The organism is Chryseobacterium populi (genome assembly GCF_000282115.1).
GTDB classification, from domain to species: Bacteria; Bacteroidota; Bacteroidia; order Flavobacteriales; family Weeksellaceae; genus Chryseobacterium; species Chryseobacterium populi.
Window position 1 is genome coordinate 1 of record NZ_AKJY01000026.1, and the last position, 16,180, is coordinate 16,180.

The following is a 16,180-nucleotide window of genomic DNA, read 5'->3' on the forward strand; positions in this document are numbered from 1 at the left end:
TTATGACAATTGCTTAACTTAATGACATTGGGCGCGAGCGTCTCGCTCGTGTCTTAGAAAGGTAAACCACTGTAGTTTTGCAGTGGTTTTTGTTTTATAAATTAGCAAAAAAATTCTGATTGTACTTACTTAATGAGTTAAGAATGATACTTATAATAACTTGACTTGGCGGCACCGGAGGTGCCGCCAAGTTAAAATTTTCAATTAAAATAAAAAGGCCGGAGCTTTTTGCTCCGGCCTAAATCTATATTCAAAAAGTATTTTAAAAATTACTTTTCAGTATCATATTTAGAGATCACTTTCTGGGTAACTCCGGAACTGCTGAATCCTCCGTCATGGAAAAGATTCTGCATCGTTACCTTCTTGGTAAGATCAGAGAAAAGGGTAACGCAATAATCAGCACATTCAAGAGCTGTAGCATTGCCCAGTGGAGACATATCTTCTGCGTATCCAAGGAAACCTCCGAATCCTTTCACACCGCTACCTGCAGTCGTCATGGTAGGGGATTGGGAAACAGTATTGACACGAACTTTTCTTTCACCCCAATAGTTTCCGAAAGTTCTTGCGATACTCTCAAGATAAGCTTTATTATCAGACATATCATTGTAATCCGGGAATGTTCTTTGAGCTGCAATATAGGTAAGCGCCAAAATGCTTCCCCATTCGTTCATACAGTCTTTTTCCCAGGCCACACGCATTACTTTATGGAAAGAAACAGCGGAGATGTCCCAGCCTTTTTCCAACCAGTCGTAATTCATTTCTGTATAATGTTTTCCTTTTCTTACGTTAATAGACATTCCTATAGAGTGAAGGATGAAGTCGATTTTCCCAAATTTTGCAACAGCGGCATCAAAAAGCTTTTCAAGATCTTCAACTGAAGTGGCATCTGCACCAATTACTTCAGAACCTGTTTTTTCTGCTAAACCGTTTAATTCTCCCATTCTAAGAGCGATAGGAGCATTAGACAAGATAAATTCTGCACCTTCTTCATGACATCTTTCAGCAACTTTCCATGCGATTGATTGTTCATTAAGGGCTCCAAAAATAATTCCCTTCTTGCCTTTAAGTAAACCGTATGACATAATTTTTTAATGTTTATTTATAATACAAATGTAGCAATAATTTTGTGTTTACCACATAATAAAAAAACAGAGCCCTATAAAAAGACCCTGTTTTTTTTGAAAATATTTATAACTGAAATTTTTAGTTGGTTTTCTTGTTCCATTCTGCTTTTACATCCTCAGCCGCATCTTTAGTTTTTTCCCAGGCTTCATTGGCTTTATCTTTAACGTCGTCCCAGGTTTCAGAAATATTGGATTTTACCTTCTCAAACCAATCTTCCTGCTTGGCTTCCTGATCATTATTCCTTTTTTCATTAATATAATCCCGGGCTTTATCTGCCAGTTCATTAATTTTCCATTTTGCTTTATCCGCTGCATTCTCTAAAGAGTTTTCCGTGTTGTTTACTGCATTTTCCGCTTTGTTATATTCTGAATTATTCATAATGGTGATATTTTGGGTGTTGCTATGAAATAAACAAGAACTATTCCTAACAGAAAACCATTCTGTTAAACTTTTCATAATCTTTTGTTATCATTTTCTCAATCAGACCTATCTTTGTTTTAAATAACAATCCTATGGAAAAAATACGTTGTGGATGGTGTGAAAAAGACGACTTATACAGAAAATACCATGATGAAGAGTGGGGCAGGCCGGTCTATGATGATGATACTATTTTTGAATTTTTAATCCTGGAAAGTTTTCAGGCAGGTTTAAGCTGGTACACGATCTTATCTAAGAGAGAAAATTTCAGAAAAGCGTTTGACAATTTCAGTTATAAGAAGATCGCGAAATATTCTGAACAGAAAGTTGAGAAACTGATGCAGGATACGGGAATCATAAGAAACAGGCTTAAAATTCTGGCTACCATTACCAACGCACAAAGATTTCAGGAGATTCAAAAGGAATTCGGAAGTTTTTCCAGCTATATCTGGGGATTTGTTGATGGCAAGCCGAAAGACAACCGGCCGGAAAATTTAAAAGATGTTCCTGCCACCACGGAGGTTTCAGATGCACTGGCAAAAGACCTGAAAAAAAGAGGCTTTAAATTTATGGGATCCACAGTGGTTTATGCTCATATGCAGGCAACCGGGATGGTTAATGATCACCTTAAAGATTGTTTCATCAGATCATAGTAGTGACAAAAATAAAGATAACTGTATCCTATTTTGCACTTATTGTTTCTGGTTTCTTTCAATGATCGGGTTTTATATTGCAAAGAAAATGATGAGCCGGGCCTAATCTAAGATGAACAAATAATATATAATAAAAAAGGATTCCAAAATTTGAAATCCTTTTTATTTATTTAATAATTCTTTCCAGTACCCACTCTATAAGGTTCTTTTCAGAAGCATGATGATCGGCAGAAAATTCTCCCCGTCTTCTGTTGGCAATAACGTTATTTACCGTAATGGCTTTATGGCCCAGTAACTTTGAAAGCGCATAGATTGCAGAAGTTTCCATTTCAAAATTGGTGATTCCCAGGTCATTCAATGTTTCAAGAAATTGATCATCTACAGCTTTCAGACGGAGCTGCCTTCCCTGTGGAGCATAAAACCCGGGGAAAGTAGCTGTATTACCATGGTACCTGGCATCTTTATAGTAATCTGCCATCTCTTCGGCCCAGTCTGAAAAATACAGCATCGGTTTTATTTTTGCATAAGGGAATTTCTCTGAAAAGTTTTTAGAAAATTCATTCTCAAAATGATAATCCTGGTAGAAATGCATTAATCCGTCTAAACCTACAACATTTTGTGTAACGAGCATATTGTCAACCTGTACATCAGGGTTTACGCTTCCGCAGGTTCCCATACGGAAAAGTTCCAGAGCTTTGTGCCCTGTTTTAAATTCTTTATTTTTAAGATCGATATTCACAAGGGCATCCAGCTCATTCATGACAATATCAATATTTTCTGTACCGATTCCTGTAGACATTACAGAGATCCTTTCACCACGCAATGTTCCGGTATGGGTGTAAAATTCCCTTTTGTTTTTTTTAACTTCCACTTTATCAAAGTACTGTGAAACTTTGGGAACCCTGTCAGGATCACCCACAAGGATTATTTTGTCTGCAATATCTTCAGGTAAAAGATTTAAGTGATATACACTTCCGTCATCATTCAGAACAAGCTCTGAAGCTGCAAGTTTACTGATCATAAATTATTTTTTTAGTTAATAAAAATAGCGTCTTTGTAAGGAGAAGTGATAAGATCAAACAAAGAGCCATATTCTTCAACAATCCTCTTTTGTCCTTTAAAAACTTCGTAAACGGTTACTGTTGTTTTTTCAATATTGTTTGGGTCTTTTCTCTGAGAAGTGATCTCATAAAAATGATCTCCTTTTTTTAGCACGGAAATAAGCTCTTCTTTAGTTGAAGTATTGGCTTCCATCATTCCCGGAAAATCCATCACAACATCTTTAAGCTCTGTGTAGTTTTTGTAAGGTTTTGTAACGCCGTCAGAATAAACGTAAACTTTAGGTACAGGTTTATCTTTTACGAGGCGTATCAGATAATAATTGTTGTCTTTCTTCTCTGCGTAAACGGCCATTTCACTGGCTTCCTGCGAAAAAGCAGTCAATGAAAAAAGACTTACCATAAAGGCAAGCAATAGTTTTGTTTTCATGATTAATATTTTAATTATAAGATGTGAAAAATCCTCTCCCAATAAGCGTTCATCATCATTTTAAAGAGCCCTGGAATTTTAATGGCTTTTCAGTATAATGAATTTGGTTTTGGGGTTTAAAATTAATAAAAAATTCCTTTATCTAAAATATAAACATTATTTAATCTAAATTTAAAACTAGGATAATTTCGGAATGATACTTTTGCGGTTAAAAATTAATGAGATATTCCTCTTTGTGTATTATCGTTGTACTGATCGGTTTTGCCGTCATGTCTTTTAATTCCCCTTATAAAGGCATTGCAAATGAAAATACGGTTGTTAATAAGGGACTGACTGATTTTAAAAACAAACTGGAACAGCTGAAAACAAACGTTGATCTGTTTGCAGAAGATAAAATATCTCTTGAAGAATTACAGAAATCATTACGCAATACAAGGAACTCTTACAAAGAAATTGAATTCTATATTGCATACCATTACCCGGAATTTACGAAAACCCATCTGAATGCAGCTCCGTTGTTTCATATAGAAGCAGCGGGAACTTCAGCATATACTCTTCCGCCTGAAGGATTACAGGTTTTGGATGAACTGATTTTTTCTGAAGAAGCCAGTGAAGAGAAAAAAAAGATAAAGGAAATTACTGTTTTTTTGTACAATAATTATTCTAAATTTTATTTAAGCACACTTAAAAACGGTTTAAGCAAAGGAAATAATAAAACCCTGCCACTTCGCATAGAACTGATAAGAATCTATAGCTTAGGAGTGACGGGTTTTGATACTCCCGGCTCCCTGAATATTTCCGAAGAAGCTTCTTATGCTCTTTCAGGAATTCAGAAATATATTAATGATGATGCTTATTTTAAGAATTTCAATAGGCAGAAAGCCAATACAATTTTATCTGAAAGTTTAGATTATCTGTCAAAAAATAAGGATTTTGAAACTTTTGACCGTATAGAATTCTACAAAAATTGTATCCAGCCGTTATATGAAGAATTCGGAAGCTGGGATGGTAAATCAGATGATCTTAAAGAATTTTCAGGATGGAATGTCAGTAATAAAAACTTTTTCAGCAGCGACTTTTTAGATCCTTATTTTTATACTTTATTAAAATCTTCTGAAGATAATCAGGACCTCCGAAAATTAGGAAAAGATATTTTTTACGATCAGAATTTAAGTGATAATGGCAGAATGAGCTGCGCCACCTGTCATTTACCCGAAAATGCATTTACCGATTTAAAAACAAAGTCTCAAAGTAATGTGGAAGGGAAAACGGTATTGAGGAATTCACCGTCTTTATACAATGCGGTATTTGCCAAAAGGTTTTTTTATGACATGCGTGCATTTTATATTGAGCAGCAGGCAGAACACGTCATTTACAATAAAGACGAGTTCAATACAAGCTATGAAAGCATTATCAAAAAGCTGAAGGCAAAACCTGAATATAAAAAAGCATTCCGTACTGCTTTTAAAGACGGGAAAATAAGCAAGGAAAATTTTTCCAAAGCATTAAGTTCTTATGTCGCATCATTATATTCTTTCGAAAGTGATTTTGATAAATTCATGAGAAATGAAAAAAGTATTTCTGATGATGCTAAAAAAGGGTTTAACCTGTTTATGGGGAAAGCCAGTTGTGCTACCTGTCATTTTGCCCCACATTTTTCAGGATTGGTTCCGCCTTTTTATAATGAAAATGAATCTGAAGTTTTAGGAGTAACCAAAAAACCTTTAAATCAGCTGCCGATAGAATTAGATTCAGATAAAGGAAGAATAAACAGCCCGGTGAAGAAGGAAAACTCATGGATTTATGAAAACTCTTTCAAAACAGTGACGGTAAGAAATATTGCCCTTACCAAACCCTACTTTCACAACGGGGCTTTCAGTTCTTTAGAAGAAGTCCTGGATTTTTACAACGAAGGTGGAGGAGAAGGTGCCGGATTGAAAATGAACAACCAGACTTTACCTTCGGACAAATTGAATCTTACCCCGACAGAAATAAAACAGGTCATTGCTTTCCTGAATTCTTTGACAGATGTGAGTAAGAAGTAGAGTTATGAGTTGTGAGTTATGAGTTATGAGTTATGAGTTATGAGTTATGAGTTGTAATTATTGAACAGGTAAGCTCGGTTTCAAAAGCTATCCTTAACAATAATTTAACTCCCTTAATATTGAGTTTTTAATTTTGTAATATTAGTTGATGTTTATTTAAGACTCAATTAATAGAAGGCTCACAATTAAAAAATAGTTTTGCTTCATCTAATAAATCGAATTTAAAATGAAGAAAAAACTACTTACAGTTGCAGCCCTTGCATTGATGACAAGCTCTGTATTTCATGCACAGACTTTTGTATTCAACAAAAACTCCACATGGAGGTACAAAGACAACAACCAGGCACAGGTAGATCAATGGAAGGATGCTAATTTTGACATTTCAACATGGTCTACAGGAGACGGCCCGCTTGGATACGGTGATCCTGTCACAACTAGTACCAATACAGGACTTACAACTGCTTATTTTGCTAAAGATTTTACTGTAAACCTGGCAAGCCTTAGTGACAATATGGAATTGGGCGTGATGAGAGATGACGGGATCGTAGTATATCTGAACGGGCAGGAAGTACTAAGAGATAATATGCCAACAGGCGTTATTACATTCAGCACTGCATCCAGTACAACAATCGATGGTGCTGCAGAAAGTGTATATAATGTTTTCACAATTCCAAAATCAAAATTCGTAAACGGGAACAACAGAATTTCTATCGAATTGCACAATAGAACAGGGCAAAGTTCAGATTTAAGAATCGATGCTTATCTTAAAACAATAAGCAACACAACGGTACCTTGTAATGCTGCACATATCAGCTGCTTTACATCTATTGTTCCTACGGCACAGACCAACAAATTAATCATTCCTGCAGAACATAAGTATCAGCTTATTTTAAAAGAAGGGGATAGCTATACAGAAGGCGGAGGGCTTGTAGGAGGCCAGAATGACTTTACCGCTTACGTTCCTAAAAATGCAAGCGCAGTGAACGGTTATCTTTCCGTAAACCATGAAACAAACCCCGGTGGAGTTACCATGGCGGAGATCAACTATAACGCTGCTACAAAGCTTTGGCAGTTGACAAGATCCAGAGCGGTAGATTTTTCAACACCAAGTCTGGTGCAGACGATCAGAAACTGTTCCGGTGGTGTTACTCCTTGGGGGACGGTAGTTACTGCGGAAGAGCAGGTAACTTCTAATGATACCAATACCGACGGTTACAAAGATTACGGCTGGTTAGTGGAAATTGATCCGGTTACAGCACAGGTTATTTCCCACAACACAGACGGTTCTAAAGGAAAACTATGGCAGATGGGAATTATGAACCACGAAAACGTAGTGGTAAATAATGCAGGAACTACAGCGTATTATGGAGAAGACGGCGGAACTCACCTTGTTTACAAATACGTGATGGATACGCCGAATGACCTTTCTTCAGGAAACCTTTACGTATTGAAATTAGACCAGGGATTAAGCAGCGGAGACCCTGTTGCAACAACCGCTACATGGATTCAGGTTCCTAATAAATTAAAAGCAGACCAGAATAATACAGCATCTTTAGCATCATCATTAGGTGGAACTTCTTTCAACGGAGTAGAAGATGTGGATATCAGCCCGATTGATGGTAAAATTTACTTTACAGCAAAAGGTCTTAATAAGGTATATCGCTTAAAAGATGACGGTGCTACGGCTTCACAGGTTGAAACTTTCGTAGGAGGCCTTAATACTACTTATTCTTTCGATACTGCCCAGGGATTGAAATCTGAAGCATGGGGTGATGGTAATGATAACCTTACTTTTGATGAACTTGGAAATCTTTGGGTGCTACAGGATGGTGGTAAAAACTACATCTGGGTAATTGCTCCGGATCATACGCAGGCAAATCCGAAAGTAAAACTTTTTGCTTCAATGCCGGCAGGATCCGAGCCTACAGGACTTACTTTTACCCCGGATCATAAATTTGGTTTCTTCTCAATACAGCATCCGGATGCGACAATTTCTACAGATACAGATGCTACGGGTAATATCATCGATTACAGAGGAAAATCAGCTACGATTGTTGTTGCTTTGAAGAATAACCTGGGATCAGATGCTACTTTGGGTACGATCGATCATCAGACTGAAAATACTGTTACCGTGGCACCAAACCCTACTTCAGGGATGGTGAAGATCAACTCTGCAAAAGGGTTAAAAGACCTTTCGGTAACAGCCTACAGCATGGATGGTAAAATTGTTTACAGTAAGAAATTTACAGGTTCAAACTCTTTATTGGATTTAGACCTTACTTCCCAGCTTGATGTATCCCGTGTGTTGGTTTTAAATATTGAAGCAGAAGGTTTCCAGAAAACAGTGAAGCTTCTGAAAAAATAATAATTAATAATTTTCTGCTGCCGGTGGTTTTTTATCGCCGGCAGTTTTTCTTTATCTATGAAAAAACTATTTCTATTGATTGTTTTATTATCCCTCGATCATGTTAAAGCACAGATTGACCCTGTAAAATACCCAACATATACCAATGTTGATGAAGCCCTAAAAAGTGGAACGACGGTTTACAGTATGAGCTTCAGGGATAAAGGGCTTTTTAATCTCCCTTCGGAAATAAAAAAACTGAATTCTTTATTCTTTCTGAATCTGATGGGAAACAATCTGGAGAAGATGGATGAAGAAATTTTCTCCCTAAAAGAACTGGAAACCCTGAACATCAACAAAAACAGCATTAAATTTATTCCTGATGAAATTGCTGAGCTTAAAAAGCTGAAATCATTCTCAATCAACCTGAATAGTTTAACTTCTGTAAACCCTAATGTTGCAAAGCTTCAGAATTTAAAAATAATTCATCTTGATGCCAACAACCTGAGTGTTTTTCCGGAAGCACTGACTCAGATTGCCACCTTGGAGGAAATTAACCTTCAGGGAAATCAGATCAGTTTTATCTCTGAAGATATTGACAGAATTAAAAACCTGAAATTCCTGAATCTTTCGGCCAATCAGATCAATGACCTTGGAAACCTGGAATTTCCTAAAAACCTGACTTACCTCGAACTGCAGCAAAATGCGATTTCCGTATTGCCGGAAACTTTATTCAGATCAAAAAAGCTTGAATTTTTAAACCTGAGTCAGAACAATATCAAAGTAATTTCCCCTGAAATTAAAGGATTGAAGAATGTAGTGAGTATGAATTTAGCCAACAACGGGCTAAAAGATCTGCCATCAGAAATTTCACAAATGAAAAATCTTAAAACATTGATTCTTACAGGAAATCCTATTGAAAAAACAACTTTGGAAAAAATAAAAAAATTACTGCCCGGCGCGCAGGTTTATTTCTGATTATCCGCCGACTCTTTTGGTTTTATAACCCATTTCTTTAAGGATATCCATTATTTTGTCGCGGTTATCCCCCTGAATAATGATCGTTCCGTCCTTTTCAGAACCGCCTATTCCTAAGGTGGTTTTTATTTTTTTTGAGATTTTTTTCAGTTCTTCCTCGCTGCCTTCCCAGCCTTCAACAATCGTTACAGGCTTACCGTTTCTGCCTTTCTTCTCAAATTTGCATACCAGAGGTTCCTTTTGCTTGAATTTTTCTTCAGGCATCTCAAAATCCTGTTCTTCGTGTTCAGGAAAAAGGTTCTTAAGTTGATCTCGTAAATCCATACCGCAAAATTAAATAATAATTGATAAAACTGCTACAACCGGTTTGAAAATTCTCAGACAGCTCTGAGAAAATATTAGGATAAAATTAAAAATAAGAAGCTAAAAAGGTGTAATATTTTCTTAATTTGGCCGTTCAAATTCAAAATATTGATAGCTTAAGCATGAAACTAAAAATAAACTCTATTCTTGCTGCTGTTTTCTTGTCCTTTGGAACAGCTAAAGCACAGTCCGGTTTTTCTACCGACCCTTTAAATGCCGTTTTTGAAACAAAAGATACAGACAGCTTCTGGAAAGCTTTTGATAAAATGGAAGCATCCGCAGAAAATCCTTTTACTGAATATATGAAAAACGGATCCCCGGGAGTAAAAGGTTTTACGGAATTCAGGATCATCAATGCAGATTCTTTATATTCAAAAGTTAAAAAAAGAAAAGCAGATTATCTCCTGAGCCGTAATGTTCTGGCAGGAATAGGACAGAAAGAGAAAAGAACAAAAGCCATTTACAGTGCTTTGAAATACTGGTATCCGGATGCCAAATATCCACCGGTATATTTTGTCTATGGCAGGTTTAATTCAGGAGGAACGGTTTCCGGTGACGGCATTATCTTAGGAACCGAAATGCTTAAAAACCTTGATGGTGTTACAGGGCTTATTGCCCATGAACTGATCCATTTCCAACAAAATGAAAAGGGGAACAATACCTTGCTGAAACAGTCTTTACATGAAGGAAGCGCAGATTTTATCGGTGAACTGGTCTCAGGGGAGAATATAAATACAAAAGCTTTCACTTATGGTGAAGCTCATTCTGATAAGCTGTGCAGGGAATTTGTGACCAAACTTAAAGGTGAAGACTATACAGACTGGCTTTATGAAAACAGTAAGAAAGATGACAGACCGAATGACCTTGGGTACTGGATAGGTTACAAGATTTCCGAAGCGTATTTTAACAAACAGACAGACAAGCATAAAGCGGTCTATACGATCCTTAATTTCCAGGATCCTTTTCAACTTCTGAGAGAAAGCGGTTTTTTAGACCCATACATTAAAGAGTATGCAGAGAACAAAAAAATAACGTTTGATGACTTTTTTAAGGAATATTCGGATGAGGTTCATGAAGTAACTTTTGTAGTAAGCACTCCTGACAAAAACGATGAGGTATACATTACCGGCAACCAGTCAGAATTAGGAAGCTGGAATCCGTCTTCCATTAAAATGAATAAAAAAAGTGCTAAAGAGAGAAGCATCACACTCAAAGTTCATCTTCCGGCACAGTTTAAATTTACCCAGGGAAACTGGGAAAAAGAAGCAGATGTGAAAGGAAGTACAAAAGGTCAGAATATTAAAATTGAATCCCAGCCTTCTAAACCGCTCCGTTACGAGATCACAAGCTGGTTCCATAATTAAAATCAATAAAAAACTACATGACAGGCCAAACAGGTGATTATGAAAACTTACAGAAACGAAGATATTTTATTTACACATTAAATTAAACAGTTCAAATTTCTTCCGTTCGTCGGAAATTAGGTAAATTTGTATGATAAAAGTTATAAAAAATGTCGAAAAAAGCAATACTGGCAATACTTGACGGTTGGGGATTGGGTATGAATCCGGACGTTTCAGCAATAGATAAAGCAAACACTCCATTTATAGATAGTTGTTATAAAAAATTTCCACACAGCACCCTTGAAGCAAGTGGCCTGGCTGTAGGCCTTCCGGCAGGGCAAATGGGAAATTCCGAAGTAGGGCACATGAATCTGGGAGCCGGAAGAGTAGTCTTTCAGAATCTTGTGAAGCTGAATATGGCTGTGGAAAATGGTACCTTAGGCCAGGAAAAGGTAATTCAGGAGGCTTTTGAATATGCCAAAAGAGAAAATAAAAAAGTACATTTCATCGGATTGGTTTCCAACGGTGGAGTACATTCACATATCAATCACCTGAAAGGGCTATTAACCGCTGCAAGAGAATCCGGACTGAATGAAAATGTTTTTGTTCATGCCTTTACAGATGGTAGAGATTGTGATCCGCACTCAGGATTAGGCTTTATCAAAGAACTTCAGGATCATATGCTTGCAACAACAGGAAAGCTGGCTACCATTGTCGGAAGATATTACGCGATGGACAGGGATAAAAGATGGGAACGCGTAAAACTGGCTTACGATGCATTAACAGAAGGTGTTGGCCTTCAGACCACGGATGCTTTGGGAGCCATTAAAGCTTCATATGACAACAACGTTACTGACGAATTCTTAAAGCCGATCATATTAATGAATACCACGGCAACCGGAAACGTTGTACCCGTTGCTAAAATTGTGGATAATGATGTGGTGATCTGCTTCAACTTCCGTACAGACAGAGGCAGGGAAATTACAGAAGTGCTTTCACAGCAGGATTTTCCGGAATTCTTTATGCGTAAACTGAATCTGTATTATGTTACTCTAACCAATTACGATAAAACGTTCCAGAATGTAAAAGTAGTTTTTGATGAAGAAGTATTGAAAGATACAATGGGTGAAATCCTTGAAAAAAACGGGAAAACGCAGATCAGGATTGCCGAAACGGAAAAATATCCGCACGTTACTTTTTTCTTTTCAGGAGGAAGAGAAGAAGAATTCAAAGGTGAAAGAAGATTGCTTTGCCCGAGCCCGAAAGATGTGCCTACCTATGATTTAAAGCCGGAAATGTCTGCTTATGATATTACCAATGCCATTGTTCCTGAGCTTGAAAATGAAACGGCAGATTTTATTTGTTTAAATTTCGCCAATACAGATATGGTAGGGCATACAGGTGTTTTTGAAGCGGCTGTAAAAGCTGCAGAAACCGTAGATAAATGCATTGAAAAAGTGGCAACAGTGGCCTATGAGCATGGCTATGCCGTATTTATCCTGGCTGATCACGGAAATTCAGATGTGATGATCAATCCGGACGGAACTCCGAATACCCAGCATTCAACAAACTTAGTTCCGTTTATTGTGATGGATAAAGATCATACATGGAATTTAAAATCCGGAAAATTAGGCGATGTTGCCCCAACGATTTTAAAAGTAATGGGGGTAGATATTCCAGCTGCAATGACAGGAGAGATTTTGGTTAATTAAACGTTAAAAATACTCATAAATGAATGCCGATATCGTAGAAATATCGGCATTTCTTTTATGACTTATATCAGAGATATTATGACTTACATACGTTATTATGCTCCAAATAATAAATAAGTTATATCTTTGCACTATAAAAAATATTTTAGAAGAATGTATCAGAAGCTTGTAAGGAAAGAAGTAATGGGAATTTTGGAAAAGGAAGTAGGTTCTTTTCTGGATAAATTTTTGACGCCGATTGAAAAAATCTGGCAGCCTTCAGACTATCTTCCGGATCCATCAAGCTCTGAGTTCAAATATGACTTAGAAGAGATTCAGACTTTTGCACGTGAAATGCCCTATGATCTTTTCGTTACCCTTATCGGAGACTGTATCACGGAAGAAGCCCTTCCGTCTTACGAATCCTGGTTAATGGGAGTTGAAGGAATCGATCAGGAACAAAAATTAGGCTGGGCCAACTGGGTGAGAGCCTGGACTGCAGAAGAAAACAGACACGGGGATTTACTGAATAAATACCTTTACCTGTGCGGAAGAGTCAATATGAGAGAAGTTGAAATTACGACTCAATATTTAATCAATGACGGTTTCGATTTGGGAACCAGCATGGATCCTTACAGAAATTTTATCTATACAAGTTTCCAGGAAACGGCAACCAATATCTCCCACAGAAGAGTAGGAACCCTTGCCAAACAATCCGGAAACGGAAAATTAGCCAAGATGTGTGGTGTTATTGCAGCGGATGAAGCCAGACATGCAAAGGCTTACAAACATTTCGTGGCAAAAATCCTTGAAATAGATCCTTCTGAAATGATCCTGGCTTTCGAAGATATGATGCGTAAAAAAATCGTAATGCCTGCGCATCTGATGAGACAGTCAGGCCAGAAAGCCGGAGAGCTTTGGGGACATTTCTCAGATGCTGCCCAAAGATGCATGGTGTACACAGGCCAGGATTACATCAATATCATGAAGGACCTGCTGGATGAGTGGAAGATAGAGCACGTAAAAGGACTTACCGAAAAAGCCGAAAAAGCTCAGGAATATTTAATGAAGCTACCGGCAAGATTACAGAAAATTACAGACAGGGTTTCCACTCCTGACTTACAGTTTCAGTTTAGCTGGGTGAAAAGTTAATGGCTTATCAGCATAATTTATAAAACAAAGAGTGTCGGATTTTTCGGCACTCTTTTTATTTCGTATCTTTGCCCAGCTAAAAATATACAAAGATGTTAAGTAATAAAAAAATTGCTGTAGATTTTGACGGAACCATTGTGGATGATGCTTATCCGGGAATCGGAAAGCCGAAAATTTTTGCTTTTGAAACCCTTAAAAAACTTCAGGCTGAAGGCTACAGATTAATACTTTGGACATACAGACACGGAAAAACGTTAGATGAAGCGGTAGAATTCTGCAGAAAAAATGGAATAGAATTCTATGCTGTTAATTCAAGTTTTGAAGGAGAGGTTTTTGATAGTGAAACACAATCCAGAAAATTAGATGCAGACTGGTTTATTGATGACAGAAATTTAGGTGGTTTTCCGGGATGGGGAGAAATCTACAATATCATTCAGGAAAGAATAGAGTTCCGTGTGGAAGGAAAAGAAGTTTTAGCCTACTCCAAACTTAAAAGAGAAAAGAAAAAAGGATTATTCTGGTAGGATAAATCTAACAATATAAAAATGTAACAGTTGAACAATTGACCAGTTTGTAATTGTTACATTGCTAATTTATAAATTGTTACATTAGAAAATGATTCAATTAAAAACAATAGAAGAGCTTCGGTTAATGAAGCAGAGCGCACAGCTGGTTTCTAAAACATTAGGAATGCTGGCAAAAGAAATAAAACCCGGAATTACCACTTTATATTTAGATAAATTAGCCCACGATTTCATTAAAGATCATGGCGGTGAGCCTGCATTTTTAGGTTACGGAGGTTTTCCCAACTCTCTGTGTATTTCCCCGAACGAGCAGGTGGTACATGGCTTTCCTAATAAGGATATAATTAAAGAAGGCGATGTGCTTTCTGTAGATTGCGGGGCTATCTTAAACGGTTTTGTAGGGGATCATGCCTATACCTTCGAAATCGGGGAGGTGAATCCTGAAACCAAAAAACTGTTACAGGTAACAAAAGAATCCCTTTACAAAGGAATCGAGCAATGTATCAGAGGTAAAAGAATAGGGGATATTTCCCATGCGATCCAGGCTCACTGTGAAAAAGAAGGCTATGGAGTAGTAAGGGAGCTGGTGGGACATGGCTTGGGAAGAAAAATGCACGAAGATCCTCAGGTTCCTAATTACGGAAGACAGGGAAGCGGAAAAGTAATCAAGGACGGATTGGCTATTGCCATTGAACCGATGGTGAATCTGGGTACAGAAAAAGTAAAATTCCATAATGATGGCTGGACGGTAACCACTCTTGATAATCAGCCTTCAGCTCATTTTGAACATGATGTGGCCGTAATCAACGGCAAACCTGTACTGCTTTCCACATTCAAATATGTTTACGAAGCTTTAGGGATTGAAAGTGATGAAGAGAAGCCCTTCCAAATGGACTTTTAATGAAAAAATTAACAAAGCTTTTACTGAATAAAGTTCCGCGTCCGATGCTTATTAAAATGAGTATCTGGGCAAGGCCTCTTATTTATCAGTTTTTTAAAGGAGATCATTTTTTTGATCCTATAGACGGACGGTCTTACCGGAAGTTTCTCCCTTACGGATATGGAAAGCAGAGAGAAAATGCATTGTCTCCGGGAACTTTAAGTTTAGAGAGGCATCGCCAGATGTGGCTGTATTTACAGAATGAAACTGATTTTTTCATTAAAAACTATAAAGTTTTACATATTGCCCCGGAACAGGAATTTCTAAGGAAATTTAAAAAGATGAGAAACCTGGATTATATTTCAGCAGACTTATTTTCTCCAATTGTAGATGTGAAGGCAGATATCTTGAATTTACCCTTTGCCGATGAGAGCTTTGATATTGTTTTTTGCAATCACGTTTTAGAACATATTGAAGATGATGCCAAAGCAATGAATGAGCTTTACAGAGTGATGAGGCCCGGTGGATGGGGAATTTTCCAGGTTCCGATGAAAAATTCTCTGGAAAAAACCTATGAAGATTTTACAATCAAAGATCCAAAAGAACGTCAGAAACATTTCGGGCAGTATGATCATGTTCGCTGGTACGGAATGGATTATTTTGATCGTTTAAGAAAAGCCGGTTTTGAAACAGAACCCAATTTTTACTCTCAGAAATTCACAGAAGAAGAAATTTACAAATACGGATTAAGACATAATGAAATCTTACCGGTAGTTTACAAAAAATAACAAAACCGCTCTCAGATTAGATTGAGGGCGGTTTTATTTTACAGATATACTGATCTTAGTGAGAAACCGATTTTAGCCCGATGACAGAACCGATTAATGTTGAAATAAAAAATATTCTCCAGAAAGTTACCGGATCTTTAAAAAATACAATTCCTACTAAAGCAGTTCCTACCGCTCCGATTCCTGTCCATACTGCATAAGCGGTTCCAATGGGTAATGTTTGGGTTGCTTTGATCAGTAACAGCATACTTATCGTCATGGTAACCAGAAATCCGGCATACCAATAATACATTTCAGTCCCTGATGTTTCTTTAGCTTTTCCTAAACACGATGCAAAGGCCACTTCAAACAATCCCGCGATAATTAAGATAATCCAGTTCATTTTTTTA

At 37.2% G+C, this 16,180-nt stretch carries 16 protein-coding genes; 10 read left to right on the forward strand and 6 right to left on the reverse strand.

All coding sequences use genetic code 11. From position 1 onward, the window contains the following. Positions 1-269: 269 nt before the first annotated feature. Both PMI13_RS07985 and PMI13_RS07990 read right to left on the reverse strand, forming a co-directional pair. Positions 270-1,082, reverse strand: coding sequence for an enoyl-ACP reductase FabI (locus PMI13_RS07985; RefSeq protein WP_002979980.1), 813 nt, complete (start codon positions 1,080-1,082; stop codon positions 270-272). Between the two features lie 121 nt (positions 1,083-1,203). Then, on the reverse strand, positions 1,204-1,503 hold the full coding sequence (locus PMI13_RS07990) for a hypothetical protein (RefSeq protein ID WP_034670465.1): 300 nt from the start codon (positions 1,501-1,503) through the stop codon (positions 1,204-1,206). A 134-nt stretch (positions 1,504-1,637) separates the two neighbouring features. Between PMI13_RS07990 and PMI13_RS07995 the strand changes: the two genes are divergently transcribed. Next, positions 1,638-2,195, forward strand: coding sequence for a DNA-3-methyladenine glycosylase I (locus PMI13_RS07995; protein WP_007842537.1), 558 nt, complete (start codon positions 1,638-1,640; stop codon positions 2,193-2,195). A 166-nt stretch (positions 2,196-2,361) separates the two neighbouring features. On the opposite strand, the gene PMI13_RS08000 is transcribed toward PMI13_RS07995, so the two are convergent. Together PMI13_RS08000 and PMI13_RS08005 are read right to left on the reverse strand one after the other, a co-directional pair. Then, complete coding sequence (locus PMI13_RS08000) at positions 2,362-3,216, reverse strand: nucleoside phosphorylase (protein ID WP_007842538.1); 855 nt, start codon at positions 3,214-3,216, stop codon at positions 2,362-2,364. Positions 3,217-3,227: 11 nt separating this feature from the next. Next, the gene (locus PMI13_RS08005; protein ID WP_007842539.1) at positions 3,228-3,683 is read right to left on the reverse strand and encodes a hypothetical protein; all 456 of its coding nucleotides are present in this window, start codon (positions 3,681-3,683) and stop codon (positions 3,228-3,230) included. A 218-nt stretch (positions 3,684-3,901) separates the two neighbouring features. On the opposite strand from PMI13_RS08005, the gene PMI13_RS08010 reads away from it, so the two are divergent. The 3 genes from PMI13_RS08010 to PMI13_RS08020 all read left to right on the forward strand — a co-directional run bounded on the left by PMI13_RS08010 (position 3,902) and on the right by PMI13_RS08020 (position 9,050). Beyond that, the gene (locus PMI13_RS08010) at positions 3,902-5,728 is read left to right on the forward strand and encodes a cytochrome-c peroxidase (RefSeq protein WP_007842540.1); all 1,827 of its coding nucleotides are present in this window, start codon (positions 3,902-3,904) and stop codon (positions 5,726-5,728) included. Positions 5,729-5,954: 226 nt separating this feature from the next. Further along, the gene (locus PMI13_RS08015) at positions 5,955-8,093 is read left to right on the forward strand and encodes an alkaline phosphatase PhoX (RefSeq protein ID WP_007842541.1); all 2,139 of its coding nucleotides are present in this window, start codon (positions 5,955-5,957) and stop codon (positions 8,091-8,093) included. A gap of 57 nt (positions 8,094-8,150) precedes the next feature. Continuing rightward, positions 8,151-9,050, forward strand: a complete 900-nt coding sequence (locus PMI13_RS08020) for a leucine-rich repeat domain-containing protein (protein WP_034670469.1) — start codon at positions 8,151-8,153, stop codon at positions 9,048-9,050. Here PMI13_RS08020 and PMI13_RS08025 read toward each other — a convergent pair whose 3' ends face one another. Then, complete coding sequence (locus tag PMI13_RS08025; RefSeq protein ID WP_007842543.1) at positions 9,051-9,374, reverse strand: translation initiation factor; 324 nt, start codon at positions 9,372-9,374, stop codon at positions 9,051-9,053. It abuts the gene before it with no gap. 161 nt (positions 9,375-9,535) lie between these two features. Between PMI13_RS08025 and PMI13_RS08030 the strand changes: the two genes are divergently transcribed. From PMI13_RS08030 to PMI13_RS08055, 6 genes are all read left to right on the forward strand, one after another. Further along, positions 9,536-10,777 (forward strand): carbohydrate-binding module family 20 domain-containing protein, encoded by a 1,242-nt coding sequence (locus PMI13_RS08030; RefSeq protein ID WP_157158218.1) that lies wholly within the window; start codon positions 9,536-9,538, stop codon positions 10,775-10,777. 149 nt (positions 10,778-10,926) lie between these two features. After that, complete coding sequence (gene gpmI / locus PMI13_RS08035; RefSeq protein ID WP_007842545.1) at positions 10,927-12,468, forward strand: 2,3-bisphosphoglycerate-independent phosphoglycerate mutase; 1,542 nt, start codon at positions 10,927-10,929, stop codon at positions 12,466-12,468. 153 nt (positions 12,469-12,621) lie between these two features. Next, positions 12,622-13,599 carry an acyl-ACP desaturase gene (locus PMI13_RS08040; protein ID WP_007842546.1) on the forward strand — a complete coding sequence of 326 codons (978 nt, stop codon included), beginning with the start codon at positions 12,622-12,624 and terminating at the stop codon, positions 13,597-13,599. 92 nt (positions 13,600-13,691) lie between these two features. After that, positions 13,692-14,123: a BT0820 family HAD-type phosphatase gene (locus PMI13_RS08045; RefSeq protein WP_007842548.1), complete on the forward strand. Its 432-nt coding sequence runs from the start codon at positions 13,692-13,694 to the stop codon at positions 14,121-14,123. A gap of 91 nt (positions 14,124-14,214) precedes the next feature. Further along, the gene (gene map / locus PMI13_RS08050) at positions 14,215-15,024 is read left to right on the forward strand and encodes a type I methionyl aminopeptidase (protein ID WP_007842550.1); all 810 of its coding nucleotides are present in this window, start codon (positions 14,215-14,217) and stop codon (positions 15,022-15,024) included. Continuing rightward, positions 15,024-15,791 carry a class I SAM-dependent methyltransferase gene (locus PMI13_RS08055; RefSeq protein ID WP_007842553.1) on the forward strand — a complete coding sequence of 256 codons (768 nt, stop codon included), beginning with the start codon at positions 15,024-15,026 and terminating at the stop codon, positions 15,789-15,791. Before map ends, PMI13_RS08055 begins: the two co-directional genes overlap by 1 nt. A gap of 55 nt (positions 15,792-15,846) precedes the next feature. On the opposite strand, the gene PMI13_RS08060 is transcribed toward PMI13_RS08055, so the two are convergent. Next, positions 15,847-16,173, reverse strand: a complete 327-nt coding sequence (locus PMI13_RS08060) for a DMT family transporter (RefSeq protein ID WP_007842554.1) — start codon at positions 16,171-16,173, stop codon at positions 15,847-15,849. Positions 16,174-16,180 lie beyond the last annotated feature (7 nt).